The organism is Klebsiella sp. C349492 (assembly GCF_042055345.1).
In the GTDB taxonomy this organism is placed as follows: domain Bacteria; phylum Pseudomonadota; class Gammaproteobacteria; order Enterobacterales; family Enterobacteriaceae; genus Klebsiella; species Klebsiella scottii.
The window spans coordinates 262,603-289,355 of sequence record NZ_JANQCE010000002.1; the positions used below are offsets into that span (position 1 = coordinate 262,603).

Sequence of the window (26,753 nt, forward strand, 5' to 3'; positions counted from 1 at the left end):
CCTTAACGATGACTTACTGAGAGAGAAGCCTATGTTTGGTGGAAAAGGCGGCCTGGGTAACCTGATGAAGCAGGCCCAGCAGATGCAGGACAAAATGCAGCAGATGCAGGAAGAAATTGCCAGGCTGGAAGTGACCGGTGAATCCGGCGCAGGGCTGGTTAAAGTCACCATCAACGGTGCGCACAACTGCCGTCGCGTGGAGATTGACCCAAGCCTGCTGGAAGATGACAAAGATATGCTGGAAGACCTCGTGGCTGCGGCCTTCAACGACGCGGCGCGCCGCATTGAAGAGACCCAGAAAGAGAAGATGGCTTCCGTCTCTTCCGGTATGCAGCTGCCGCCTGGCTTTAAGATGCCGTTCTGATGCAAACCAGCCCGCTGTTAACTCAGCTTATGGAAGCACTGCGCTGCCTGCCGGGCGTGGGCCCGAAGTCGGCGCAGCGTATGGCGTTTACGCTACTTCAGCGCGATCGTAGCGGCGGGATGCGTCTGGCGCAGTCATTGACGCGCGCCATGTCGGAAATCGGCCACTGTGCCGATTGCCGCACCTTCACCGAGCAGGAGGTGTGCAATATTTGCAGCAATCCGCGCCGCCGGGAAAACGGGCAGATCTGCGTGGTGGAGAGTCCAGCGGACATCTACGCCATTGAGCAGACCGGGCAATTTTCCGGCCGCTACTTCGTCCTGATGGGCCACCTGTCGCCGCTTGACGGCATCGGACCGGATGACATCGGGCTTGATCGCCTGGAGCAGCGGCTGCGTGACGAATCGATGCAGGAAGTGATCCTCGCCACCAACCCAACGGTGGAAGGCGAGGCGACCGCGAACTACATTGCCGAACTCTGCGCGCAGTACGGCGTGGAAGCCAGCCGCATCGCCCACGGCGTGCCGGTCGGCGGCGAGCTGGAAATGGTTGACGGCACCACGCTGTCGCACTCCCTCGCCGGGCGGCATAAGATTCGGCTTTAGCCCGACATTCAGGCTGCGGGCGCGCGAGCCGCCTGCAGCCTGAATTATTTAGAGTATCAGGGCATTTTTCGCGGCTGTTGCTTGAAAAATTTTCCCGTCGTCCCCATCTCACACTCAACGGTTTTTTTACCATTAAACATGGCATTGTTGAGGTTAAGCTAGATGAAAGGACAAGAAACTCGCGGTTTTCAGTCAGAAGTAAAACAGCTTCTGCACCTGATGATCCATTCTCTCTATTCCAATAAAGAAATCTTCCTGCGCGAGCTTATTTCCAACGCCTCCGATGCGGCCGACAAGCTGCGCTTTCGCGCGCTGTCGCAGCCGGATCTGTACGAGGGCGACGGTGAGCTGCGCGTGCGGGTCTCTTTTAACAAAGACAACCGCACCCTGACCATCGCCGATAACGGCATCGGGATGAATCGTGACGAGGTTATCGATCATCTTGGGACGATTGCTAAATCCGGCACCAAATCGTTCCTCGAATCGATGGGCTCCGATCAGGCCAAAGATAGCCAGCTGATTGGTCAGTTTGGCGTCGGCTTCTACTCCGCGTTTATCGTTGCCGATAAGGTGACGGTACGGACGCGCGCCGCGGGCGATAGCGCTGACAACGGCGTGTTCTGGGAGTCTGCCGGCGAAGGCGATTACACCGTTGCCGATATCACCAAAGCCGATCGCGGGACGGAGATTACCCTGCATCTGCGCGAAGGCGAGGATGATTTCCTCAACGACTGGCGCGTGCGCTCAATCATCAGCAAATACTCTGACCATATCGCGCTGCCGGTAGAGATTGAAAAACAGGAAGAAGTTGACGGCGAAACCGTTATCTCCTGGGAGAAAATCAACAAGGCGCAGGCGCTGTGGACCCGCAATAAGTCGGAAATTAAAGACGACGAATACCACGAATTCTATAAGCATATTGCCCACGACTATAGCGATCCGCTGACCTGGAGCCACAACCGGGTTGAAGGCAAGCAGGAGTACACCAGCCTGCTGTACATCCCGTCCCAGGCGCCGTGGGACATGTGGAACCGCGATCATAAACATGGCCTGAAGCTGTACGTTCAGCGCGTCTTCATCATGGACGACGCCGAGCAGTTCATGCCTAACTATCTGCGCTTCGTCCGCGGCCTCGTTGATTCCAACGACCTGCCGCTGAACGTATCGCGCGAAATCCTGCAGGACAGCAGCGTCACCCGCAACCTGCGCAGCGCGCTGAGCAAGCGCGTGCTGCAGATGCTGGAAAAACTGGCGAAAGACGATGGCGAAAAATATCAGACCTTCTGGCAGCAGTTCGGCCTGGCGCTGAAAGAGGGCCCGGCGGAAGACGCCGCGAACCAGCAGACCATCGCTAAGCTGCTGCGCTTCGCCAGTACGCATACCGACTCCGCGGCGCAGACCGTGTCGCTGGAAGAGTACGTCTCCCGTATGAAAGAAGGGCAGGAGAAGATTTACTACATCACCGCCGACAGCTATGCCGCCGCGAAGAGCAGCCCGCACCTCGAGCTGCTGCGTAAGAAAGGCATCGAAGTGCTGCTGCTCTCTGACCGCATCGACGAGTGGATGATGAGCTATCTGACCGAGTTCGACGGCAAGGCGTTCCAGTCGGTGGCCAAAACCGACGAGTCGCTGGATAAGCTGGCGGATGAAGTCGATGAAAGCACCAAAGAGGCCGAAAAGGCGCTGGAGCCGTTCGTTGACCGCGTGAAAACGCTGCTGGGCGAGCGGGTGAAAGAGGTCCGCCTGACCCATCGTCTGACCGATACGCCGGCCATCGTCACCACCGATGCGGATGAAATGAGCACCCAGATGGCGAAATTGTTCGCCGCTGCGGGCCAGGCGGCGCCGGAAGTGAAGTACATTTTTGAGCTGAACCCGGCTCATCAGCTGGTTAAACGCGCTGCGGATACCCTGGATGATGCTCAGTTTGGCGAATGGGTTGAGCTGCTGCTCGATCAGGCGCTGCTGGCCGAGCGCGGTACGCTGGAAGATCCTAACCAGTTTATCCGTCGCATGAACCAGCTGCTGGCATCGTAATTCCTGCCCCTAATCTCCTCTCCCGAAACGGGGGAGGGGATTTACCCCAGACCTTCTGAAATACCCTCTTCAGCCAAAATAAACTGACCATTAACCGTTTCAGCCGCTCTGCCTTCCTTGAGCCATCTGCGTTCTGGTGGTATGGTTTAGCGTTTTTGAAAAATAGAATCGACTTTTGAGGGGATTTTCGTAATGCGTATTATTCTGCTTGGCGCTCCGGGCGCGGGTAAAGGAACTCAGGCTCAGTTCATCATGGAGAAATACGGTATTCCGCAAATCTCTACCGGTGATATGCTGCGCGCGGCTGTGAAATCTGGCTCTGAGCTGGGTAAGCAAGCTAAAGACATTATGGACGCCGGCAAGCTGGTGACCGATGAGCTGGTTATTGCGCTGGTTAAAGAGCGTATTACTCAGGAAGATTGCCGCAACGGTTTCCTGCTGGACGGCTTCCCGCGCACCATTCCGCAGGCTGACGCCATGAAAGAAGCGGGCATCGTCGTTGATTACGTTCTTGAGTTTGACGTGCCGGACGAACTGATCGTCGATCGTATCATCGGTCGTCGCGTACACGCCGCTTCCGGCCGCGTTTACCACATCAAATTCAACCCGCCGAAGGTTGAAGGCAAAGACGACGTGACCGGCGAAGAGCTGAGCACCCGTAAAGACGATCAGGAAGAGACCGTGCGTAAACGTCTGGTGGAATACCATCAGATGACGGCTCCGCTGATCGGCTACTACCAGAAAGAAGCGCAGGCGGGCAACACCCAATACGCCAAAGTCGACGGCACCAAAGCCGTGGCTGAAGTTCGCGTTGAACTGGAAAAAATCCTCGGTTAATCCAGTCCGTTCTCATCCCGTGGTGACGGGATGAGAACACCTCTCATTCTACCTTTTTCTATGATTGGTTCCGTTTAGCGCCATTTAAGCTACAATTGTCTGCGATTCAAATGGTTAAGAGGCGGTAATGCATCAGACGAAAACAGGTATCTTGCTAGCCAATTTAGGCACTCCCGATGCGCCCACGCCCGACGCGGTGAAGCGCTATCTGCGACAATTTCTGAGCGACAAACGGGTCGTTGATACGCCTCGTCTGCTGTGGTGGCCGCTGCTGCGCGGCGTGATCCTCCCTCTGCGTTCCCCGAGGGTGGCGAAGCTTTACCAGTCGGTATGGATGGAAGAGGGCTCGCCGCTGATGGTATACAGCCGTCAGCAGCAGCAGGCGCTGGCCGCCCGACTGCCCGACACGCCGGTGGCGCTGGGGATGAGCTACGGTTCGCCTGCGCTTGAAAGCGCGGTGGATGAACTGCTGGGCCAGGGCGTTGACCATATCATCGTGCTGCCGCTGTATCCCCAGTACTCCTGCTCCACCGTTGCGGCGGTATGGGACGAGCTGGCGCGGATCCTCGGCAAAAAGCGGGCGATCCCCGGGATCTCCTTTATCCGTGATTACGCCGACGACGCGGGCTATATTGCGGCGCTCGCCGCCAGCGTTCGCGCTTCGTTTGCCGAACACGGCGAGCCGGACGTGCTGCTGCTCTCTTATCACGGTATTCCGCAGCGCTACGCCCGCGAAGGGGACGACTACCCGCAGCGCTGCCGCGACACCACCCGGGAGCTGGTCTCCGCGCTGGATCTCTCTCCCGATCGGGTGATGATGACCTATCAGTCGCGCTTTGGCCGCGAACCGTGGCTGACTCCGTATACCGACGAGACGCTGAAAATGCTGGGCGAACAGGGCGTGAAGCACGTCCAGGTTCTCTGTCCTGGATTTTCCGCCGATTGCCTGGAGACGCTGGAGGAAATTGCCGTGCAGAACCGCGAGTTCTTCCTCGAGGCCGGCGGGCAGAAATATGAATATATTCCTGCTCTCAACGCGGACGCGGCGCATATTGAGATGATGGTTAACCTGACGGCAGCGTATCGCTAATCGCGTGCGGCGCGGGGAATATGCTACTATTCCCCGCCTGTCCACTGCCACTAAATCACCACTATGAAATTTCCCGGTAAACGCAAATCTAAACACTACTTTCCCGTAAATGCCCGCGATCCGCTGCTGCAACAAATTCAGCCGGAAAATGAATCTAATATTTCCTGGGTGGTCGGCATCGATCAGACTCTGGTGGATATCGAAGCGAAAGTGGATGAGGCGTTTATTGTGCGCTACGGCCTGAGCGCCGGACATTCGCTGGTGATTGAAGATGATATCGCCGAGGCGCTTTATCAGGATCTGCTGCGCAACAATCTGATCACCCACCAGTTTGCCGGTGGGACCATCGGCAATACCATGCACAACTATTCGGTGCTGGCGGATGACCGGTCGGTGCTGCTCGGCGTGATGTGCAGCAATATCGAAATCGGCGGCTACGCCTATCGTTATCTTTGTAATACCTCCAGCCGTACCGATCTTAACTATCTTCAGGGCGTGGACGGGGCGATCGGCCGCTGCTTCACCCTGATCGGCGACTCCGGCGAACGTACCTTCGCCATCAGCCCAGGGCACATGAACAAGCTGCGTCCGGAAAGTATTCCGGAAGAGGTGATTGCCGGCGCTTCAGCGCTGGTACTGACCTCTTATCTGGTGCGCTGCAAGCCCGGCGAACCGATGCCGGACGCCACGATGAAAGCGATAGAGTACGCGAAAAAACACGACGTGCCGGTAGTGCTGACGCTGGGAACCAAATACGTCATTGCCGACAACCCGCAGTGGTGGCAGACCTTCCTGAAGGAAAATGTTTCGATTCTGGCCATGAATGAAGAAGAGGCCGAGGCGCTGACCGGGCTTGCCGATCCGCTGCTGGCCTCAGATAAGGCGCTGGAGTGGGTGGATCTGGTGCTATGTACCGCCGGACCTGCGGGCCTGTATATGGCCAGCTTCACCGAAGACGAAGTTAAGCGCAAAACCCAGCACCCGCTGCTGCCGGGGGCCATTGCCGAATTTAATCAGTACGAGTTCAGCCGCGCGATGCGCCATCAGGATTGTCAAAACCCGCTGCGTATCTACTCGCATATCGCCCCGTACATGGGCGGGCCTGAGAAAATCATGAATACCAACGGTGCCGGCGACGGCGCGCTGGCGGCGCTGCTGCACGATATTACGGCGAATAACTACCACCGTCATAACGTCCCCAACTCCAGCAAGCACAAGTGCAAGTGGCTGACCTACTCATCGCTGGCGCAGGTGTGCAAATACGCTAACCGCGTCAGCTATCAGGTACTGAATCAGCACTCGCCGCGTTTAACCCGTGGGCTGCCGGAGCGTGAAGATAGCCTGGAAGAGGCGTACTGGGAGCGCTAAGCGCGTTTCCCTCGCCGCAGGGGGAGGGAGACGTTTGACCGGATCGCGCCCTCTGCCGATGCGAGAGGGCGGCAGAGCTTAGCCGGTGACCACTTCACCCGCCGGCGGCGTTTCCAGCAGCAGCAGCATAGCGCGGGCGATTTCCCGCTCGCCCATCACCACCTGATTCGCGCCGCGTTCGACAATATAGTCCACTTCGTCATCATAGTGCGCGCGGGCGATAATCTCGATATTCGGGCATTTCTCACGCGCAGAGGCAACGATTTCTCCCGCCTCGTAGCCGTTAGGGATGGTCAGAAGCAGCCAGCGGGCGCAGTCCAGATGCGCCAGATTCATAATCTCTTCGTTTGCCGCATTGCCCAGCACCGCGCGGATGCCGCGCTCGCGCAGCTCGTCCACGCGGGTGCGCGACGTTTCGATAACCACCAGCGGAATACCCTGCGCCATCAGCTTCTCGCCGAGCAGGCTGCCGACGCGGCCAAAGCCAACCAGCAGCGCGTGATTGCAGATATCGACCGGAATTTGCTTCTCTTCTTCCAGCACCTCTTCGAGGGTTTGCTCGTCGAGGGTTTCGGTTTTATCGAGGTATTTTTCCAGCAGCGCGAACAGCACAGGGTTGAGCATAATGGAGATGATCGCCCCGGCAAGCACCAGGTTTTGCCCGGCCTGCGGCAGCAGATCCAGCGCCATACCGAGGCCGGCGAGGATAAAGGCGAACTCACCGATCTGCGCCAGGCTGGCGGCGATGGTCAGCGCGGTACGCGGGGAGTGGCCGAACATCCGCACGAGGAAGAAGGCCACCACCGACTTACCGAAGATGATAATCGCCAGGGTTGCCAGTACCGCCAGCGGCTGCTCCAGCAGGATCATCGGGTCGAACAGCATGCCGACGGAAACAAAGAACAGCACCGCGAACGCGTCGCGAAGCGGCAGCGTATCGTGGGCGGCGCGGTGGCTGAGTTCGGATTCGTTCAGCACCATGCCGGCGAAAAATGCGCCGAGGGCAAAGGAGACGTCGAACAGCTCAACCGCGCCGAAGGCAATCCCGAGCGCCAGCGCCAGCACCGAAAGCGTAAACAGTTCCCGTGAGCCGGTCGCGGCGCTGCGCGACATAATCCACGGCACCAGGCGGCGGCCAACCAGCATCATAATGGCGATAAAGGCGACGACTTTACCGATAGTGATGCCCATATCAACGGCCAGCGACGCCAGGCCGACGTTGCCTTTTTCCGTCATTCCGGCGACGGCGGGCAGCAGGACCAGCGTCAGCACCATCACTAAATCTTCGACGATTAGCCAGCCGATGGCGATTTGCCCTCGCTGACTATCAATAAGCTGGCGTTCTTCTAACGCGCGCAGCAGCACCACGGTACTGGCGGTAGAAAGACACAGACCAAAAACGATACCGGTCATCAGCGACCAGCCCAACATCGCTGAAAGCGCCATACCTAGCAGCGTTGCCACGCCTATCTGGGCAATCGCGCCGGGAATGGCGATCGACTTTACCGCCATTAAATCTTTTAAAGAGAAATGCAGACCGACGCCGAACATCAGCAAAATGACCCCAAGCTCGGCCAGCTCTGGCGCCAGTTTGGTATCAGCAACAAAACCCGGGGTAAAGGGGCCAGAGAGTACGCCCGCTAATAAATAGCCCACCAGTGGAGAAATACGTAACTTATTGGCAATCATGCCAAAAATAAAAGCGAGGACCAGCCCGCCGACAATGGTGGTGATAAGCGGTGTTGCGTGGTGCATTCCGTCTCCTTGCATGTGGTGAGCCAATCCATTTTCGGTATTAAACACGTCCTTCTTCAGGCTGCCTCTGCGTTAGCTTCGCGCGTTCGCCCCGACCACATAGTTATCTATGCTCCAGGGGTGTCGTCCACTCGCCGGCTTGATGCAACCCGAATGATATTGTGCATAAACCTAAAAAACCGAGTAATAGTTTATGACACTTTTAGCTGTTTTGTTTATGAATAATTATTGAATTCTTCCGAAAACTGGAATTAGCCCGCAAAAAAGCACAGATCGGAAAACAGGGGCAGGTAATGCAGGAGCGATCCTGATGGGGTAAGGGATTACGGCAGCCAAAGTTTCACTTTGGCTGCCGTATAATCACGCTTTTTGGTGATTGTTAGGGAGGAATATCGTCAATATACCCAGCAGAGGCAGGAAAGCACAGATTTTATAGACCAGTTCGATGCTGGTATGATCGGCCAACAGCCCCAGCACCGCGGCTCCCAGGCCACCCATCCCGAATGCAAAACCGAAGAACAGGCCGGAAACCATGCCAATTCGACCCGGTAATAGCTCCTGAGCGTAAACCAGAATGGCAGAAAACGCCGATGCGAGGATAAAACCAATTATCATGGTCAAAATCCCCGTCCATTCGAGGGTTGCATACGGTAAAATAAGGGTAAACGGCGCTACGCCGAGGATTGAGCCCCAAATCACGTATTTCCGCCCAATTTTATCGCCTACAGGCCCACCAATCACCGTTCCTGCGGCAACCGCGAACAGGAAGATAAACAGGTGTATCTGCGCGTTTTGCACCGATAAGCCAAACTTATCCATCAGATAAAAGGTGTAATAGCTGCTAATGCTCGCCATATAGAAGTATTTCGAGAAAATAAGCATCAGCAGGATGCTTACCGCCAGAATAACTTTATTTTTGGGCAGCGGATTGGCGATGACAGCCTTAGGTTTACCTTTGTTCATCCGATGCTGCGCCGCGTACCAGCGGCTAATTTGCGACAGCACGACGATCGCCAGCAGCGCGGCCAGCACGAACCAGGCGACGTTGCCTTTACCGTAAGGGGCAATGATGACTGCCGCCAGCAGCGGGCCCAGAGAGCTGCCAAAGTTTCCGCCAACCTGGAACAGCGACTGGGCCAGGCCGTGGCGCCCGCCGGAGGCCATGCGCGCCACGCGAGAGGATTCCGGATGGAAGACCGAAGAGCCGGTACCGACCAGCGCGGCGGCCAGCAGCACTGTGCCAAAGCTTCCCGCCAGCGCCAGCAGCACCAGCCCGCAGAGGGTAAAGCACATTCCGACGGGCAGCGACCACGGCATCGGGTGCTTGTCGGTTATATAGCCCACCACCGGCTGCAGGAGCGAAGAGGCGAGCTGGAAAGTGAGGGTGATCATGCCGATCTGCACAAAGGAGAGGGAGAACTCCGACTGTAGCAGCGGGTAGATCGCGAGGATCAGCGACTGGATCATATCGTTCAGCAGGTGGGAAAGGCTGATGGCCCCCAGAATGCGAAACGAGGTGCGGGCTTTTTGCGGCGGCGCAGCGGAGCCGGATAAGGGTTGAGCGGTCTGATTCATTGCCATAGATTCACTTAAAGGTTCTTATTAGAGGATGCAGGTGGAATTATTATCTGACTAACATACCTGCGCCTAAGGTTTGAAGGAAGTCGCAATTCTGAAAACATATTTGTCTAATCGCGTAACTCGCTATACTTTCGGCACTTGTTATTAAATCAGGGAGAGAAGCATGCAATTTGTGAAACGCGGGGTGGCGCTGGCGCTATTCGCGGCGCTATCGCTGGGAAGTCTGTCAGCGCAGGCCTATGAGCAGGATAAAACCTACAAAATCACCATCCTGCATACCAACGATCATCACGGGCATTTCTGGCGTAGCGATTACGGCGAATATGGTCTCTCGGCGCAAAAAACGCTGGTGGACGGTATTCGTAAAGAGGTTGCCGCCGAGGGCGGCAGCGTACTGCTGCTATCCGGCGGCGATATTAATACCGGGGTTCCGGAGTCTGACTTGCAGGATGCGGAACCCGATTTTCGCGGCATGAACCTGGTTGGCTACGACGCTATGGCGGTGGGCAATCATGAGTTTGATAATCCCCTCAGCGTGCTGCGCCAGCAGGAGAAGTGGGCTAAATTCCCGTTCCTTTCGGCCAATATTTACCAGAAAAGCACCGGTGAGCGCCTGTTTAAGCCCTGGGCCTTATTTAAGCGCGGCGGACTGAATATCGCGGTGATTGGCCTGACGACGGACGACACCGCCAAAATTGGTAACCCGGAGTACTTCACCGATATTGAATTCCGCAAGCCGGCGGAAGAAGCGAAGCTGGTTATTCAGGAGCTGCAGCAGAATGAAAAGCCGGACGTGATTCTGGCCACGACCCATATGGGCCATTATGACAACGGCGAGCACGGTTCGAATGCGCCGGGCGACGTGGAGATGGCGCGCAGCCTGCCTGCCGGAGCGCTGGCGATGATTGTCGGCGGTCATTCGCAGGACCCGGTATGCATGGCGGCGGAGAATAAAAAGCAGGTGGATTATGTTCCCGGTACGCCGTGCGCGCCGGACAAGCAAAACGGCATCTGGATCGTCCAGGCGCATGAATGGGGTAAATACGTGGGCCGCGCGGATTTTGAATTCCGCAACGGCGAAATGAAGCTGGTGCACTATCAGCTGATCCCGGTCAACCTGAAGAAAAAAGTGACCTACGACAACGGCCAGAGCGAACGCGTGCTCTATACGCCGCAGATCGCGGAAAACGCGCAGATGCTATCGCTGCTGACGCCGTTCCAGAATAAGGGCAAAGCGCAGCTGCAGGTGAAAATCGGCAGCGTCAACGCTCATCTTGAGGGCGATCGCAGCAAGGTGCGCTTCGTGCAGACCAACATGGGGCAGCTTCTGCTGGCGGCGCAGATGGCGCGCAGCGGCGCCGACTTTGCGGTGATGAGCGGCGGCGGTATTCGCGACTCCATCGAAGCCGGAGATATTACCTATAAAGACGTGATGAAGGTGCAGCCGTTCGGCAACGTGCTGGTGTACGTCGATATGAACGGCCAGGAGGTGACGGAATATCTCACCGCCGTGGCGCAGATGAAACCGGATTCCGGGGCCTATCCGCAGTTCGCCAACGTCAGCTTTGTGGCGAAAGACGGCAAGCTGAATGATTTGAAAATCAAAGGCCAGCCGGTCGATCCGACGAAAACCTACCGCATGGCGACCCTGAGCTTTAACGGCACCGGCGGCGACGGTTATCCGCATATCGACGCTAAGCCAGGCTACGTCAATACCGGCTTCATCGACGCCGAAGTGCTGAAGGAGTATATCCAGAAGAACTCCCCGCTGGACGCGGCGGCGTTTGAACCGAAAGGCGAGGTGAGCTGGCAGTAACGGAGCCGCGCCGCTCGCCGGGTCGTCAGTTTAGCCCGGCGAAGCGCAGCGCGATCCGGCTGCGAGGATTAATCGCGGCGGGCGATATCGGCGAACTTCGCATCCAGGATTTTCGCCAGGTCGCTGGCCGCCAGCTCGATATCCAGCCCGCGCTTGCCGCCTGAGATATACATGGTGGCAAACTCCTGTGCCGGGGCGTCAATCACCGTCGGCAGGCGTTTTTTCTGTCCAAGCGGGCTGATGCCGCCGACCAGATAGCCGGTTACCCGCTGCGCCACCATCGGGTCGGCCATATCCACTTTCTTCGCGCCCAGCGCTTTGGCCACTTTTTTCAAATCCAGCTGACCAGCAACCGGGGTGACCGCCACGGCCAGATGCTTCATATCCCCGTTGAGCGCCACCAGCAGCGTTTTATAAACCCGATCGGCGTTCAGGCCGAGTTTGCGCACCACTTCGTCGCCGAAATTGGTTTCGCCAGGATCGTGATCGTAGCTGTGGATCGTAAAAGCAATTTTGTTTTTTTCGAGTAACTTAACGGCGGGAGTCATCGTTATCCTTCTTACCAACCGATCTAATGTACGTTAAGCATACGCCTGATGATTGTGTAAAAAATAGTACCATCTTGCGCAATAGTATTGGCAGTGATGGTCACTTTGAGCGACAATCGAACGATCCGAGGTGCGAATCTCGGGATAATAATAATGATGAAATTCCTCTTTGACGGGCCAATAGAAATATTGGCCATTTTTTTACGTCAGCATATCAGGCAGGTTCCCTTCACCGTATAAATGCAGCGCGCCCACGGCGACAACATAGCGCCCCGGAGGCAGAGCCAGCAGTACCTCGCGCCAGGCGAGGTTGCGTTGATGCATCAAAACATCGTACAGCGACTGGCTAAAGGTCGTGGGTAGCGAGGTGGCCCCTTTTGCCGGCGGCTGCTCCAGCCACCAGCCGATCATCACCTGCAGAAGACGGGCGTTGGTTCGCCAGTGGGTCAGTGTGTCTTCCAGCAGCGCCAGCCCGCCATCGGGCAAATCGCGCAGCAGCGCTATCTGGCTATCGGTTCCCTCCAGCTCCATCACCCGCACGCGGCTTTCGCGTGCCGCCATCAGCAGCTGATAATCTATCCCGTAATCCGGACGAAGCCCCAGCTTTTGCGCCTGAGTAGCCTGCAGCGCCATGGCAACCTGCCATAGCGGCTGGCTGTCGAAAATGGCGGTTGCCAGCCCCAGCTCCGCGGCGCGGGCTTCCAGCTCAAGGATCTGTTCAGCGCTCAGGCGCTCGGCCAGCGGCGGATAAGAGGGGAGGTTGCTGAAGGGCGTCTCGTTACCGGTAATGTCGGCTTCGACAATCAGCGCATCGGCCTGGCGAATTTTTTTCAGCAGCCTGGCCGGCGGCGGCGACATATCCCGGGTGCCCATGTGAATGCTGCCGACGAGGTGCAGGTAGCGTCCGCCGGGAAGGGTAATATCCAGCGCCGGCCAGGAATAAGACGAGCCAAAGGCGGCTCGCCACAGCATTTTTATTCGGTTTAACAGGCCCATACGCGCTCCGCAATGTGAAGAACTCATGCTAGCGCGCGCGGCCGGGAGGCGCAAGCGTGGGCGGGGGATAAGCGTGCGGTAGCCCGGACAGGGCGTGATGCCGCTATCCGGGAAGGCTCCAGGTTCGGGCCCGCGTGAGAGTCTACTCTTTTGGTTTAAAACGCAGCAGCCGGTTGGCGTTGCTCACCACGGTTATCGAGGAGAGCGCCATCGCCGCCCCGGCAACCACCGGGTTGAGCAGCGTACCGGTGAGCGGCCAGAGGATCCCGGCGGCAATCGGAATGCCCAGCGAGTTATAGACAAAGGCGCCCAGCAGGTTCTGCTTCATATTACGCAGCGTGGCTTTTGCAATGGCCAGCGCGTCGGCCACGCCGTTCAGGCTATGGCGCATCAGGGTAATCGCCGCCGTTTCAATGGCTACGTCGCTGCCGCCGCCCATCGCAATGCCGACATCGGCCTGCGCCAGCGCCGGGGCGTCGTTAATGCCATCGCCGACCATCGCGACCTGATGCCCCTGGCTTTGCAGGCGCTTGATGGCATCGGCTTTACCGTCCGGCAGGACGCCGGCAATCACCTCGTCGATACCCGCTTCTTTGGCGATAGCGTTGGCCGTAACCGGGTTATCCCCGGTGAGCATCACCAGACGGTAGCCCTGGCGATGCAGGCGGGCCAGCGCCGCCACGCTGTCGCTGCGCAGCGGATCGCGAATGGCGATCAGCGCGGCAACCTCGCCGTCTACCGCCAGCAGCACCGGCGTGGCGCCCTGCGAGGCCTGAGCGTTGAGGTCACTTTCCGCCGCGTCGGTGGCAATATTCTGCTCGTTGAGCAGCGCCTGATTACCGAGCAGGAGACGATGGCCGTCGGCTTCACCGCTCACGCCCAGCCCGCGAAGGGTACGGAAGTTCCCAACCTCCGGCAGCGCGCTATCCGCCGCTTTGTCGAGGATCGCCCGCGCCAGAGGGTGGCTGGAGCCCTGTTCCAGCGCGGCGGCCAGGCGTAAAGCGGTCGCCTCATCGATAGCTGTAAAGGTTTTCACCGCCACAACCTGTGGTTTCCCTTCGGTCAGGGTACCGGTTTTATCGAATACGACGGTATCCAGCTGGTTGGCGCGCTGCAGCGCATCGGCGTCGCGAACCAGCACGCCGTACTCCGCCGCCCGGCCGACGCCGGAAATAATCGACATCGGCGTTGCCAGGCCCAGCGCACATGGGCAGGCGATAATCAGCACCGTGGTGGCGATGATCAGGGTATAGACGATTTGCGGCGCCGGGCCGAAGAAGTACCAGATTGCCGCGCTGAACAGCGCAATGACCACGACCGTCGGGACGAAGACGGCGGAAATTTTATCCGCCAGCTGGCCGATTTCTGGTTTACTGCTCTGCGCCTGGCGCACCATGCGGATAATTCGCGCCAGCGTCGTCTGACTCCCCACGGCGCTGGCGGTAAACAGGACGCTGCCATCCTGCACCACCGTACCGGCATGCAGGGGATCTCCGCCGCTTTTCTGCTGCGGGATCGGTTCGCCGGTCAGCATGGCTTCATCAAGCCAGGCCTCGCCCTGGGTGATGGTGCCGTCAACCGGCACCCGGTCGCCGGTGGTCAGACGCAGGGTCATGCCAGGCAGAACTTGCGCCAGCGGTACGCTTTTTTCACCCTCAGGAGTGACCACGCGTGCCGACGGCGGCGTCAAATCGAGCAGTTTTTCCAGCGCCCGCGAAGATCGCTGCCGGGCGCGGGCTTCCAGCATATGGCCGAGGTTAATCAGACCGATAATCATGGCGCTGGCTTCATAATAGAGGTGGCGGGCTTCCATCGGGAACCACTGCGGCCACAGGTTGACGCTCATTGAGTAGAGCCAGGCGACCCCGGTGCCCAGCGCCACCAGCGTATCCATAGTGGCGGTGCCGTTTCTCAGGCTTTTCCAGGCGCTGCGATAGAAGTGGCCGCCGGCAAAGACCATTACCGCCAGGGTGACAAGCCCGATAGCCAGCCACAGCGAGCGGTTGTCGTCGGTGACCATCATGTTGTCACCGAACATTCCCCACACCATCACCGGAACGCCCACCAGCAGGGCGACGATCGCCTGCCAGCGGAAGCGTTTCATGGTGGCGATGGCGGTTTCCTGCTGGCGCTCGCGGCGTTTCAGATCGTCTTCGATAGCTTCTGCGCCATAGCCCGCTTTTTCCACCGCCTGCACTAATTCTGCGGCGGACGCGCTGCCCATGACCAGCGCAGTGCGTTCCGCCAGATTCACCCGCGCCTGCGCGACGCCCGGTACCGCGGCAAGCGCCTTCTGTACCCGGGAAACGCAGCTGGCACAGCTCATGCCGTTGATCAGTAGCTGTTGACTGTCATCGGTGTCATGGGCTGCCGGAAGCTCAGGAGGGGCCGCTGTCAGTGCTTCCGACGGGAGTATTGATTCCGCCAGCGGTTTAGCCTTTGGGTGGCTGAGCTCCGCACCGTATCCGGCTTTCTGAATCGTATCGATTAGCGCTTCGGCGCTGGCGCTACCGGTGACATGCGCTTCGGTAGTGGTGACGTCCGCCAGTTCAACGTCAGGACGCTGCTCCAGGCTCTCTTTTACGCGTTTGACGCAGTGGCCGCAGGTGAGGCCATCGAGCGTCAGGTCGATGGTTTGTGACATAACAAACTCCTTTATTACGTGGATGAGCTGACTGTGATAAAGGTTAAACCTTCCAGCAAGGGGAAGGTCAAGGCGGTTTTCGTCAATGCGGCAAAAAGACGCCGGCTACGGGGGCGCTTCGACCGGGGAACCCTGAGCTTAATAATCAAGAACGATCAGCGGCGTTTGATTTTCAGACTCTTTAATGACCGTAATGTCGGCCCGATAGAGCGTCTTTAGCGCCCGCTGCTGCAGAACATCCTGCGGGCTGCCGCTATCGACGACGCGCCCTTTATCCATCAGCACCACGCGATCGGCATAGCGCGCGGCAAGATTAAGGTCGTGCAGGACGCAGCAGACGTTGAACTGCCGCTCGCGCACCAGCCGGCGCAGCAGGCGAAAAAGATGCTGCTGGTGGTGAATATCGAGGGCGGAAGTGGGCTCATCCAGAAACAGCCATTTGGGGGAGGGGATGGGCTCCCAGAGCTGCACCAGCAGGCGCGCCAGCTGTACCCGCTGCTGTTCGCCGCCGGAGAGCTGCCGGTAGTCGCGGGCGGTCAGCTCGCGGCAGTCGCACAGCGCCATGATGCGATCCGTTTCATCACGCGAGCTGCATGTCCGCCAGGGATGTCTTCCCATGCGGATCACTTCCTGTACGCTGAACGGAAACGCCATATGGCCGTTCTGCCGCATCACGGCGCGGGTTTTCGCCAGCTCGGCTATCGACCACTCCTCCAGCGGCGTACCCAGCAGGGAACATCGCCCGCCGTGCGGCCGCAGATAGCCCGTGAGCTGGCGCAGCAGCGTGGATTTCCCGGCGCCGTTCGGACCCAGAATGGCGACGATCTCCCCGCCGGGCAGCGCCAGGGAGACATTATCGGTCAGGCGACGTCCCTGCAGGGTATAAACCAGATTTTCGGCCAGAATCATGCTGACCTCCGGCTGCGCAGGATCAGCCACAGAAAATAGGGGCCGCCGATCAGGCTGGTCAGCAGGCCGACGGGCATTTCTGCCGGCTGCACCAGCGTGCGGGCCAGGGTATCGGCCACCAGCAGCAGGCAGGCTCCGGCCAGCGTCGAGCAGGGGATAAGCCAGCGATGATCGGCCCCGGTGGTCATGCGGATCAGGTGCGGGATCACCAGGCCAATAAAGCCGATAACGCCGCTCACCGAAACGGCCGCGCCGACCAGCAGCGAGCTGAGCAACAGCAGCTGCTGACGTTTACGCTTAACGTTAACGCCGAGATAGTGCGCCTCTTCATCTCCCAGCTGCAGCAGGTTGAGCGTCCCGGCAAGAAACAGCGTGGCGACAATCGCCGGCAGGACAAACGAGCTGGCGACCAGCAGCGTAGGCCACTGCGCCTGGCCAAGATTGCCCATCATCCACAGCGTGAGCTGGCGCAGCTGCTGCTCGTCGCCGACGTAGCTCAGCACGCCGATCGCCGCTCCGCACAGCGCGTTGATGGCGATTCCGGCTAACAGGAGCTGCATCATGCCGCCGTGAGCGTGGCGCCGGCTGATGAGAAAAATCACCGCGCAGACCGCCATACTGCCCGCGACGGCAAAAATCATCTGCTCGTACAGCGCCAGTACCACCGGAAATGAGAAGGGCAGAACAATCGCCACCCCCACCATCAGCGCGGAGCCGCTGCTGACGCCAAGCAGGCCGGGGTCGGCCATCGGGTTACGAAACAGGCCCTGCATAATGACCCCCGCCGTCGCCAGCGCCGAGCCCACCAGTACCGCCAGCAGAACGCGGGGCAGGCGAATGTTCAGCCAGATATCACGGTATTCCTCGTCAAACAGCGCGCTGAAGCTGATGTTCAGCGCACCCTGGCTGGCGCCAACCAGCACCAGCGCGGCCAGCAGCAGTGAAAGGCCCGTCAGTACGCTGACGGAAGAGAGTGAATCCTTGAGCACGCAAAACTCCATAACGTCTTTGCGGCGCGGATATGCCGCGCTGCAGGGGATTACGCCGGCTTCAGATCCGGCTCAATCAGGCTGTAGACCTGATTGTTGAGCGCCGGCGCAGCGGCCAGATCGTGAATGTGCGCGGCGACGTCCGCACGCCTCACGAAACCGTGGCACTCCTGATTCTGCAACCGTTGCGCTTTACCGGTGGCCTCACCGTTGAGCAGGCCGCCGGGGCGCAGGATGGCATAATCGAGGCCGCTGGTTTGCAGCCAGCTTTCCGCCAGCGTTTTTTCGCGCACGGCCTGACCAAACGCGGCTTTGGCTCGGGGGGATAAAAAGGGCCAGCTATCGCCGCAGCCCAGCGAGGTCACCAGAATCATCCGCCCGATGCCCGCTTTTTCTGCCGCATCAATAACGGTCCTGTGCGCCAGGTAGTCCTGGGAGCCGCCCATAGAGGAGACGATCAGCGCATCCGGACCGGCAGCATGACAGGCGTCAGCCACCGCGGCGGCATCGCAGGCGTCGCCGGCGAAAACCCGCACGCCTTTAGCCTCAAGGGCGGCTACGGATTGCGGGTTGCGCACCACCGCCAGCACCGGACGCTGCTCCGCCAGCGCCAGTTCAAGCACCTTTGCGCCCGTGCCGCTGCCGCCGGCGCCAAAGATTAACCACGGCGTCATCAGGCGGTTTCCTTGAGGGAAGCGGCCAGGGCCTGGAAGGCGCTAACCTGCTCAGCGAGCAGCTGGCGATGCTCATCGCGACCGAGGAAAATCTTAAACATCGCGCTACCTGCTTTGTTAAAGAAGATAATCGACGCGGTGTCCATGCCCATAAATTTACGTTCAATCAGCGCGATATGGCTGCAGTTTTCCGCTTTGATATGGCCCGTCATGCCCTTTTTACCACGCAGATTGAAATAGCCGTGGCGATGGAATCCGGAAGGAAGCTCGCCGGTAAACTCGAGGATAACGTCGGCGGTATGGACCAGCGTCGTGACTTTGCCCCATTCGCTGACGGTTTCCCAGATGGCGTCAAACCTTTCACCCGACACGACCGTCGGCGAGGGAAGGTTTTGCACCACCTCCAGAAGGGAAGTTTGGTAGCGATCGGCGATCGCTTCCAGGGTGCCGTCCGGCTCGGTTAGCAAAAAATCCGCTAAAGAAACATGGCTCATAAATCACTCCTGTTAGGGTTGCTCTACCGCAATGTGCGGCGCGTTAAGTTGTTGAATCAGCTCATCAAGAGACTGCAAAATGTTGCTGGCCCAGAAGCGTCCTTCATTGGTCAGGCGCAGACAGGTTGAGGCGTCGCGGGTGAGCCCCGCGCGATGCCACTGGGTCAGTAGAGGGGTCAGCTCCCCGGCGCGCGGGGTCAGTTCATCCAGCGGCACGCGCGCTGTTTCCACGCCCGCCTGCAGCGTATGCCGCCACTGAAAACCGCGCTCGGCGGCGCGCATCATCATCATCATCGGCTTTTTCCCGGCGGCGATCGATTCGTGCCAGGTCGTCAGGTTACGTTCCACCATCCACGAATAGCCGTTGACCGAGCCGCCCGCGCCGGAGCCCAGGGCCAGGCAGTCGGCCCCCTGTTTAATCAGCAGGTTGTAGAGGTTGCGTTCGCGGGTTGTGCGGGCCCAGTGGCTGTTGCTGATACAGCGCCAGCCCGCGTCGTCCATGAAGTCGCAGCCCTGAAGGTAGAGATCGCGTCGCTCTGCCGGAGTGGGGACGGCGGTGCGACCGTTTTCCACGGCTTTACCCAGCGGCGTGTTGGGGAGCAGATTAAGCGCGTAGAGATCGACGCCGTCGAGCCCGATATCGCGGGCGATTTTGAGATCTTCCTCCCACAGCTTTGCGTCCTGGCCGGGGAGGCCGAACAGCAGATCGCACACCACGGCCGCGCGATCCCGCCGCACCAGCCCCTGCATAAAGGCGGCGGCGGTGGGGCCGTCAGAGGTGCGGGCCATTTTCTTGCGCACCTTGCTGTTGAAGGACTGAATGCCGATGGAGAAGCGATTGGCTCCGGCATCCAGGCAGGCGTCGATGCGGTTGTCATCAAAGTTAAGCACCCGTCCTTCGATGGTGATTTCGCAGTCCGGCGCGAGGGGCAGCTTTTCCCGCAGGGTGGTGATAATTCGCGCCAGATCCTGCGCCGCCAGCGCGGAAGGCGTACCGCCGCCAAAGTAAACCGCGTGGATCGGCGCCGACTGGTGCAGGACGCTATCGGCCTCCATCTCGATTTCGCGCAGCAGCGCGTCGGTATAGCGGGCGCAGTGGTCATCTTCGTAACGGTTCTGATAAAAACCGCAAAAAGTACAGTGGGTTGCGCAAAAGGGAATATGCAGGTACAGCAGTCTTTTACGCGGCGGCGCGCTGCGGCTGATGACCTCCTGCCAGGTTTGCTCCAGCTGCTCTTTTGCCACCGGGATCGCGCCGCGCCACGGCATGGTGGCCCGACGATCTTTAAATGGCTGGTTTCCCTCCAGCGCGAAATGCGCAGAGAGATCCAGGGCGTTGTTAGTCTTCATAGCGTCAACATCAAATCCAGTTATTGGGGCCAAAACTGCTGGTGCAGGGACTCAACCGCGTCGGCAACCCGGGGGCCCATACCGAGGATCAGCGCCTGATCGACGGTAACAATGCGCTGATTTTTCCATGCGGCGGTGTGGGTTATGCCGGCGACGGCGCGCAGCCGGTTAATATCGCCGTCCACCATTTGCGAGGTCACGACAATAACCTCCGGGTTTGCCGCAATCAGCGATTCCGCGCTGTAGCTTTTATATTGCTCGTGCGAAGCCACATTCCGTGCGCCCGCGAGGGTCAGAATGGCGTCGGCAACGCTGCCCTTACCGGCCACCTGCGGCGCGCTGCTGCCCGCGGAGAGAATAAACATCGCCCTGACCGGCGCCTTTTGCGCCGCAACGCTGTGCTGAACGCGCTCCAGACGCTGATGAATCTGGTTTACCAGCGCATCTCCTCGTTCGGGAACCCGCAGCGTCTTCGCCAGCTGGCGAATGTTGGCGTACATCTGTTCAACCGTGGCCGGCACGCGCGGCAGGGTGACAACGTTAACTTTTTGCGTCCGCAGCTGATCCAGAACGATCTGCGGCCCGGCATCCCGCCAGGTGATAAAAACGTCCGGCCTGAGGGATAAAATGCCTTCGCTGCTGAGCTGCTTCCAGTAGCCGATATGCGGCAGCCTGGCCGTTTCCGGCGGCCAGGAGGTGGTTTCATCGACGCCGACCACCTGATTTCCGGCTTCAAGCGCGTAGATCAGTTCGCTAAGCGAGCCTCCGGCAACGACGATACGTTCGCTGGCATAGGTTGCGCAGGCGGCACAAAGCGTCAGCAGGGCGAACAACAGTTTTTTCATCATCAGAAGTTCCACGCAAAACCGACCGCTGCGTTAAATCCGGCCGCCGGAATGGTTTCATGGGCGGTTTGATAGCGTTTGTTGGTCAGGTTATTGAGCGCCAGGTTGACCTGATACTGCTCCTGCGGGCCAAACTCGGTATTGAACGCGAGGTTAAGCGTTGCCCAGCCCGGATAGCGAATCTCCCTGGTGCCGGTTTTATCGTTGGCGCTGGAGGCGGCGCGCACGAAGAGATCGGAGGTCACGTTGGCGCTATTCAGAAGCAGCGTGTGCTTAAGGCCAGCCCTTCCCGTCACGGTAGGTTCGCCGGTATCCCAGGTTTTAATGGCTTCGCCTTCATACTGCCGGCGGATAAGATTGCCGCTCAGATAGGGCGAAACGGCCCAGCCGTTGTACTCCGCCGTCAGCTCCATCCCCCAGGTTTTGGCGCGATCGATATTGTCGTAATAGAAGTACTCGCCGCGTGAAGAGGTGCTGTTGCCGTTGCAAATCGTCTGACCCGAACAGGCGAGGCTGGCGATATAGTCTTTGGCTTCGGAGTAGTAAATCGCGCCGTCAACCAGCCACATATTGCCTTTGTAACGGGCGCCCAGCTCATAGTTGTTGGAGTGTTCCGCTTTCAGGCCGGTGTTGCCATAGGTGATGCCGCCGCCGGCCGAGGTCTGCATAAACAGCTGGGTCAGCGTCGGGAAGACGTAGCCCTGGGCGTACGCCGCGCGCAGTTCAATGTCTTTAAAGCCGGAATAGCGCAGGCTGGTCGAGGTGACCAGCTTATCGTCATGCGCTGATTTTCCGCCCATTGACTGGCTGACCGTGCCGCTCTGGCTGTCGTTGCGGTTAAGCTCAGAGGAGAGCCAGTACTGACGCGCGCCAACGGTCCAGGTCCAGTCATCGGCGAAGCGCCAGTCGTTTTGGGCAAACACCGAGGCGTTGCTTTGTTCCGCTTCAGTATGCGACAGCGTATGGGTCTGGATATCGAATGCGCCGGTCGCCGCCGTCTGGCGCGTGCTGCTGCTGGTATCCTGCTTCACTTTGTCATGCTGATACTGGGTGCCGATAACCAGCTCATTGTTTGCCGGCAGGGAGAAGTTGCCCTGCAGCGTTACGCCCTGGGTATATTGCTTATCGTTGGTATTGGTCTGGTTACTGACCGTCAGCGCCTGGATCGCCGGGCTGGGGATCGGCTGGGTGGTCTTAATCCGGTTTTCAAATTTACGCTCAATGGTCTGGCTGTAGGCGTCGAAGTGAATTTTTTTCAGGTAATCGCCGTCGGCGTCGTAATCATAGAACACGCCGACTTTTTCGCGTTCCAGCTTCGGAATACGAACGCTGAAGTCTTCATATTGGCCGTCCGGATCGTCAAACCAGGTTTGCGTGGAGGTTTTGTAGCGGTCGAGCGACAGGCCGAATTTATGGCGATCGAGATTGTAGCCAAGCCAGACGCCCTGGCTGTTGTTGCGGAAGTTGGTGTTCTGCAATCTGCCGTCCGGCGTATCGCGGTTGCCCTGGTCGGAGTAGCTGCCGTTGATCCGATAGTCGAACTGGCCGATGCTGCCCCAGGCCGCAGCGGACTCTTCCCAGCCCGCGGTCGCCGAGTTATAAACGGCCTTCACCGTCCCGGCGACGGGCTTATCCCCGCCTTTTTTAGTGATAAAGTTAACCACGCCCCCGATGGCCTGCGATCCGTACAGTACCGAGTAGGGGCCTTTTACCACCTCGATCCGCTCCAGCGCGGATTCATCGATCAGCAGCCCGACGCCGTAGTTCTGCCCGGCGCGCTGATAGCTGACTACCTGACCGTCAATCAAAATCAGCACGCGCGAGGAGGCCTCGCCGCGGATGCGGATTTGCTTACGTCCGGCCAGAGAGTTATCGGTCACTTCAACGCCGGGGATATCCCGCAGATCGTCGGCGATAGAGACGCTGGTTGAGTTATTTAGCGTTTCCCGGTCGATAACCTGAACGGTCGCCGGGCTTTCCCAGAGGCTCGATTCGGTACGATTAGCCGTGACGATCAGCGTCTCTTCGTCGGCCGTTTTGGCTGTGCTGGCCGGGGTTGCCGCAGAAACGTTAGCGGCAACAAACAACGACAGGCTGGAGAGTAGCATGCTCCCCCGGTTTGTCCTTTTCACCATTAGAGTAACCTTTATTATAATGATAACTAATATCATTCGCATTTATATTTGTTTCTAAAGTGAACGTCCAGACGCTAAGGGGTAAATGGAATGCACCTTTGATGTGGGTCAATTTCGAACGGTGCGTAAATACTTTTTTGTGAGATTCATCACATTATGGGAAAGCACAGGCGCGGTTAACCTGAGAAAAAATATGGCTTATATTTTTCCTCTCCACATAGGGTTGGTTATTGCGCGAATGGTCCTACAATAGGAGCAGTGCGAGAGGCAGCGAGGTGCAGAGGCGATGAATATCAGCGATGTGGCAAAAAGGACCGGCTTAACCAGTAAAGCGATTCGCTTCTACGAAGAGAAGGGGTTGGTGACGCCGCCGCTGCGTAGTGAAAATGGCTACCGCAGCTACAGCCAGCGGCATCTGGACGAGCTGACCCTGCTGCGCCAGGCGCGCCAGGTCGGTTTTAATCTGGAGGAGTGCCGCGAACTGGTCGGTCTGTTTAACGACCCGTCGCGGCATAGCGCCGACGTAAAACGCAGAACGCTGGATAAAGTCGCTGATATTGAGCGCCATATCAGCGAGCTGCAGAGCATGCGTAGCCACCTGCTGGCGCTGGCGGAGTCCTGTCCCGGCGATGACGGCGCGGACTGCCCGATTATCGACAATCTCTCCGGCTGCTGCCATCGCAAGGCGCAGGTTTAGCGGTGGGGAGGGGCGAGCCTGATCCGCAGCGTGATGCCCTCAACGGCCAGCACTTCGACCTTACTGCCGGCGGCGAGGTCCTCGTCGGCGACTACCGGCCATGAGCTATCGCCAACGCGCACGTGGCCGCGGCCGTTGACCAGCGCCGTTTCCAGCGAGAAGACGCGGCCGATCAGCTGATTTCCGCGCTGGTTAAGCCGGGCGTCGGCCGGCTTCTGCCGCTTCAGCTGGCCGCGCAGCCAGCGCGACCATAGCCAGGCCGCCAGCAGGGTCAGCGCGGCAAACAGCGCGCCCTGCCACTCCCAGTCCAGCGGCAGCATCCAGGTCAGGGCGCCGGTGATCACCCCGGCAACGCCGCTCCACAGCAGATAACCGTTGCCGCCTAGCATCTCCGCCGCCAGCAGCAGCCCGCCGAGGCTCAGCCAGAAGAGGTGCGGATGAACCAGTATCATCGCAATCATAGTTTTTTCCGTTCGCCGGCGCCTTCTTTAAGCAGTTCGCTAATTCCGGCGATAGAGCCCATCAGGCTGGTCGCGTCGAGCGGCATCAGCACGACTTTGCTGTTATTTGATGCGCCAATCTGCTGCAGCGCGTCGGTATATTTCTGCGCAACGAAGTAGTTAATCGCCTGAATATCCCCGGAGGCGATAGCGGAAGAGACCATTTGGGTGGCGCGGGCCTCCGCTTCCGCCGAACGTTCACGCGCTTCCGCCTGCAGGAATGCCGACTGGCGCTCGCCTTCTGCTTTCAGGATTTGTGACTGCTTTTCGCCTTCGGCTTTGAGGATCTCCGCCTGACGTATCCCTTCGGCCTCCAGAATATAGGCGCGCTTGGTACGCTCGGCCTTCATCTGGGCGTTCATCGAGGCGATAAGCTCCGCCGGCGGGCGCACGTCGCGGATTTCCACGCGGGTGATTTTGATCCCCCACGGGTTGGTGGCCTCATCGACGATATGCAGCAAGCGGGTGTTGATGCTATCGCGCTGGGAGAGCATTTCGTCGAGCTCCATCGAGCCGAGTACGGTACGGATGTTGGTCATCGTCAGGTTGATAATCGCCAGCTCCAGGTTGCTGACTTCATAGGCCGCTTTCGGCGCATCAATAACCTGAATAAAGCACACCGCATCAATGGTGACGTTGGCGTTATCGCGCGAAATAACCTCCTGCGAGGGAATATCCAGCACCTGCTCCATCATATTAATTTTTCGCCCGATGCGGTCCATGAACGGTACCACCAGGCTCAGCCCCGGCTGGAGAGTCATGGTATAGCGGCCAAAGCGTTCGACGGTCCACTGGTAGCCCTGCGGAACAATTTTCACTCCGGCAATAACGATAACCAGCGCGACGAAAATAAGAACGGGGATAAAAATTAGCATCAAAAAACCTCCTGTTTAATTGCCTGCCAGACGTCAGCAAAGTGACGCATGTTTAAACCGAGTATATCTTTCTCCTCATCCTGGCGAAAGAAAAGTGGAGTAAACTAGTCGGGTTTTGGGAAATATATGGAACGATAATGAAGGAAAATAACGCTATCTTGCGCCTTGAGGATGTTGGCTTTCAGGTCGATAAGTCGATCATTTTGCATAATATTAATCTCGAGCTGAGCGCCGGGGAATTTAAGCTGATTACCGGGCCCTCCGGCTGCGGTAAAAGCACGCTGCTTAAAATTATCGCCTCGCTGCTTAGCCCGACCAGCGGGAAGATTTTTTATTCCGGCAAGGATATCAATACGCTATCGCCGGAAACCTACCGCCAGCAGGTCTCATACTGCGCGCAAACTCCGGCGCTATTTGGCGACTCGGTCTATGACAATCTCATTTTTCCCTGGCAAATTCGCCACCAGCAGCCGGACCCGCAGGCGCTGGTTGCCGATTTACGCCGCTTTGGGCTGGCGGAAAATACGCTGGGCAAATCGATCAACGAACTCTCCGGGGGAGAAAAGCAGCGCGTTTCGCTTATTCGCAATTTGCAGTTTTTGCCGCAGGTGCTGCTGCTCGATGAAATTACCAGCGCGCTGGATGACAGCAATAAGCGCAACGTTAACGATATTATTCATCGCTATGTGACGGAAAAGAATATTGCGGTGCTGTGGGTGACGCATGACCGTAATGAAATCGACCACGCCGATGAAGTGATGACGCTGCAGCCGGCTAGCGCAGGCGGTCAGGAGGTTATCAATGAACGGGCATAATATCACCAACGAATCGCTGGCCCTGTCGATGGTGCTGGTACTGGTAGCCATCGTGGTGAGCTATCGCGAAAAGCTGGCGCTGGAGAAAGATATCGTCTGGAGCATCTGTCGGGCGGTGGTGCAGCTGATTATCGTCGGCTACGTGCTGAAATATATCTTCAACGTTAACCACGTCCTGCTGACGCTGCTTATGGTGCTGTTTATCTGTTTTAACGCGGCGTGGAATGCGCAAAAGCGCAGCAAATATATCGATAAGGCCTTCATCTCATCATTTATCGCCATTACCACCGGCGCAGGGCTTACGCTGGCGGTGCTGGTCTTCTCCGGATCGATCTCTTTCGTGCCGATGCAGGTGATCCCTATTGCCGGCATGGTCGCCGGCAACGCGATGGTGGCGGTGGGGCTGTGCTACAACAATATGGGCCAGCGCTTCAGCAGCGAACAGCAGCAAATTCAGGAGAAGCTGAGCCTCGGCGCGACGCCAAAGATGGCCTCGGCCAGATTAATTCGCGACAGCATTCGCGCCGCGCTGATCCCGACCATCGATTCGGCGAAAACGGTGGGGCTGGTGAGCCTGCCGGGGATGATGTCGGGGCTGATTTTTGCCGGGATAGACCCGGTTAAAGCGATTAAGTATCAGATAATGGTCACATTTATGCTGCTATCGACCGCCAGCTTATCAACAATCATCGCCGGCTATCTGACCTACCGGAAATTCTTTAACCCTCGTCACCAGCTGGTGGTGACGCAGTTGAAAAAGAGCGAGTAGCGTCGTTCCCGCAGAAGGCGCTGGACGCCTGACCCGGGCTACGGGGGGCCGTAGCCCGGT

24 protein-coding genes are annotated in these 26,753 nt (G+C 58.4%); 10 read left to right on the forward strand and 14 right to left on the reverse strand.

The genetic code is table 11. From position 1 onward, the window contains the following. Nucleotides 1–31 precede the first annotated feature (31 nt). The 6 genes from NWP14_RS08940 (at nucleotide 32) to NWP14_RS08965 (ending at nucleotide 6,301) form a co-directional block, all read left to right on the forward strand. Nucleotides 32–364 carry a YbaB/EbfC family nucleoid-associated protein gene (locus NWP14_RS08940; RefSeq protein WP_041144364.1) on the forward strand — a complete coding sequence of 111 codons (333 nt, stop codon included), beginning with the start codon at nucleotides 32–34 and terminating at the stop codon, nucleotides 362–364. Then, a complete protein-coding gene (recR, locus tag NWP14_RS08945; protein ID WP_041144365.1) occupies nucleotides 364–969 on the forward strand; it encodes a recombination mediator RecR in 606 nt (201 codons plus the stop codon). Before NWP14_RS08940 ends, recR begins: the two co-directional genes overlap by 1 nt. 162 nt (nucleotides 970–1,131) lie before the next feature. Then, nucleotides 1,132–3,006, forward strand: coding sequence for a molecular chaperone HtpG (gene htpG, locus NWP14_RS08950; protein ID WP_095094499.1), 1,875 nt, complete (start codon nucleotides 1,132–1,134; stop codon nucleotides 3,004–3,006). Between the two features lie 192 nt (nucleotides 3,007–3,198). Next, nucleotides 3,199–3,843 carry an adenylate kinase gene (gene adk, locus NWP14_RS08955; RefSeq protein ID WP_095094501.1) on the forward strand — a complete coding sequence of 215 codons (645 nt, stop codon included), beginning with the start codon at nucleotides 3,199–3,201 and terminating at the stop codon, nucleotides 3,841–3,843. A 127-nt stretch (nucleotides 3,844–3,970) separates the two neighbouring features. Beyond that, entirely contained in the window at nucleotides 3,971–4,933 is a 963-nt protein-coding gene (hemH, locus tag NWP14_RS08960) for a ferrochelatase (RefSeq protein ID WP_095094503.1), read from the forward strand. Between the two features lie 63 nt (nucleotides 4,934–4,996). Next, nucleotides 4,997–6,301, forward strand: a complete 1,305-nt coding sequence (locus tag NWP14_RS08965) for an inosine/guanosine kinase (protein ID WP_095094505.1) — start codon at nucleotides 4,997–4,999, stop codon at nucleotides 6,299–6,301. A 78-nt stretch (nucleotides 6,302–6,379) separates the two neighbouring features. Here NWP14_RS08965 and ybaL read toward each other — a convergent pair whose 3' ends face one another. Further along, nucleotides 6,380–8,056 carry a YbaL family putative K(+) efflux transporter gene (gene ybaL / locus NWP14_RS08970; RefSeq protein ID WP_095094507.1) on the reverse strand — a complete coding sequence of 559 codons (1,677 nt, stop codon included), beginning with the start codon at nucleotides 8,054–8,056 and terminating at the stop codon, nucleotides 6,380–6,382. A 360-nt stretch (nucleotides 8,057–8,416) separates the two neighbouring features. Continuing rightward, the gene (locus NWP14_RS08975; protein WP_095094509.1) at nucleotides 8,417–9,637 is read right to left on the reverse strand and encodes an MFS transporter; all 1,221 of its coding nucleotides are present in this window, start codon (nucleotides 9,635–9,637) and stop codon (nucleotides 8,417–8,419) included. A 163-nt stretch (nucleotides 9,638–9,800) separates the two neighbouring features. Here NWP14_RS08975 and ushA point away from each other — a divergent pair, with 163 nt between their 5' ends. After that, on the forward strand, nucleotides 9,801–11,453 hold the full coding sequence (gene ushA, locus NWP14_RS08980) for a bifunctional UDP-sugar hydrolase/5'-nucleotidase UshA (RefSeq protein WP_375215196.1): 1,653 nt from the start codon (nucleotides 9,801–9,803) through the stop codon (nucleotides 11,451–11,453). A 68-nt stretch (nucleotides 11,454–11,521) separates the two neighbouring features. Here ushA and ybaK read toward each other — a convergent pair whose 3' ends face one another. The 10 genes from ybaK to NWP14_RS09030 form a co-directional block, all read right to left on the reverse strand. Continuing rightward, nucleotides 11,522–12,001, reverse strand: a complete 480-nt coding sequence (gene ybaK / locus NWP14_RS08985) for a Cys-tRNA(Pro)/Cys-tRNA(Cys) deacylase YbaK (protein ID WP_095094513.1) — start codon at nucleotides 11,999–12,001, stop codon at nucleotides 11,522–11,524. Nucleotides 12,002–12,202: 201 nt separating this feature from the next. Further along, nucleotides 12,203–12,997: a TraB/GumN family protein gene (locus NWP14_RS08990; RefSeq protein WP_095094515.1), complete on the reverse strand. Its 795-nt coding sequence runs from the start codon at nucleotides 12,995–12,997 to the stop codon at nucleotides 12,203–12,205. Between the two features lie 142 nt (nucleotides 12,998–13,139). Then, complete coding sequence (gene copA / locus NWP14_RS08995; RefSeq protein WP_375215197.1) at nucleotides 13,140–15,641, reverse strand: copper-exporting P-type ATPase CopA; 2,502 nt, start codon at nucleotides 15,639–15,641, stop codon at nucleotides 13,140–13,142. Nucleotides 15,642–15,779: 138 nt separating this feature from the next. Next, nucleotides 15,780–16,550, reverse strand: a complete 771-nt coding sequence (locus NWP14_RS09000; RefSeq protein WP_375215198.1) for a heme ABC transporter ATP-binding protein — start codon at nucleotides 16,548–16,550, stop codon at nucleotides 15,780–15,782. After that, nucleotides 16,547–17,539, reverse strand: a complete 993-nt coding sequence (locus tag NWP14_RS09005; protein ID WP_095097933.1) for an iron ABC transporter permease — start codon at nucleotides 17,537–17,539, stop codon at nucleotides 16,547–16,549. The genes NWP14_RS09000 and NWP14_RS09005 overlap by 4 nt, the downstream gene beginning before the upstream one ends. 50 nt (nucleotides 17,540–17,589) lie before the next feature. Further along, complete coding sequence (gene chuY / locus NWP14_RS09010) at nucleotides 17,590–18,213, reverse strand: anaerobilin reductase (RefSeq protein WP_375215199.1); 624 nt, start codon at nucleotides 18,211–18,213, stop codon at nucleotides 17,590–17,592. Then, a complete protein-coding gene (gene hutX, locus NWP14_RS09015; RefSeq protein WP_375215200.1) occupies nucleotides 18,213–18,707 on the reverse strand; it encodes a heme utilization cystosolic carrier protein HutX in 495 nt (164 codons plus the stop codon). The genes chuY and hutX overlap by 1 nt, the downstream gene beginning before the upstream one ends. Before the next feature lie 12 nt (nucleotides 18,708–18,719). Beyond that, nucleotides 18,720–20,057 carry a heme anaerobic degradation radical SAM methyltransferase ChuW/HutW gene (hutW, locus tag NWP14_RS09020; protein WP_375215201.1) on the reverse strand — a complete coding sequence of 446 codons (1,338 nt, stop codon included), beginning with the start codon at nucleotides 20,055–20,057 and terminating at the stop codon, nucleotides 18,720–18,722. A 20-nt stretch (nucleotides 20,058–20,077) separates the two neighbouring features. Then, a complete protein-coding gene (locus tag NWP14_RS09025; RefSeq protein WP_331834205.1) occupies nucleotides 20,078–20,902 on the reverse strand; it encodes a hemin ABC transporter substrate-binding protein in 825 nt (274 codons plus the stop codon). A gap of 2 nt (nucleotides 20,903–20,904) precedes the next feature. Beyond that, the gene (locus tag NWP14_RS09030; RefSeq protein ID WP_375215202.1) at nucleotides 20,905–23,037 is read right to left on the reverse strand and encodes a TonB-dependent receptor plug domain-containing protein; all 2,133 of its coding nucleotides are present in this window, start codon (nucleotides 23,035–23,037) and stop codon (nucleotides 20,905–20,907) included. A 286-nt stretch (nucleotides 23,038–23,323) separates the two neighbouring features. Here NWP14_RS09030 and cueR point away from each other — a divergent pair, with 286 nt between their 5' ends. Beyond that, nucleotides 23,324–23,734, forward strand: a complete 411-nt coding sequence (gene cueR, locus NWP14_RS09035) for a Cu(I)-responsive transcriptional regulator (protein ID WP_095094530.1) — start codon at nucleotides 23,324–23,326, stop codon at nucleotides 23,732–23,734. Here cueR and NWP14_RS09040 read toward each other — a convergent pair. Beyond that, the gene (locus NWP14_RS09040) at nucleotides 23,731–24,195 is read right to left on the reverse strand and encodes an NfeD family protein (RefSeq protein WP_375215203.1); all 465 of its coding nucleotides are present in this window, start codon (nucleotides 24,193–24,195) and stop codon (nucleotides 23,731–23,733) included. The genes cueR and NWP14_RS09040 overlap by 4 nt on opposite strands. Then, complete coding sequence (locus tag NWP14_RS09045; protein ID WP_045854276.1) at nucleotides 24,192–25,109, reverse strand: SPFH domain-containing protein; 918 nt, start codon at nucleotides 25,107–25,109, stop codon at nucleotides 24,192–24,194. Before NWP14_RS09045 ends, NWP14_RS09040 begins: the two co-directional genes overlap by 4 nt. 137 nt (nucleotides 25,110–25,246) lie before the next feature. Here NWP14_RS09045 and fetA point away from each other — a divergent pair, with 137 nt between their 5' ends. Both fetA and fetB read left to right on the forward strand, forming a co-directional pair. Further along, nucleotides 25,247–25,924, forward strand: coding sequence for an iron efflux ABC transporter ATP-binding subunit FetA (fetA, locus tag NWP14_RS09050; protein WP_095094534.1), 678 nt, complete (start codon nucleotides 25,247–25,249; stop codon nucleotides 25,922–25,924). Beyond that, nucleotides 25,911–26,693, forward strand: coding sequence for an iron efflux ABC transporter permease subunit FetB (gene fetB, locus NWP14_RS09055; protein WP_095094536.1), 783 nt, complete (start codon nucleotides 25,911–25,913; stop codon nucleotides 26,691–26,693). The genes fetA and fetB overlap by 14 nt, the downstream gene beginning before the upstream one ends. Nucleotides 26,694–26,753: the final 60 nt, after the last annotated feature.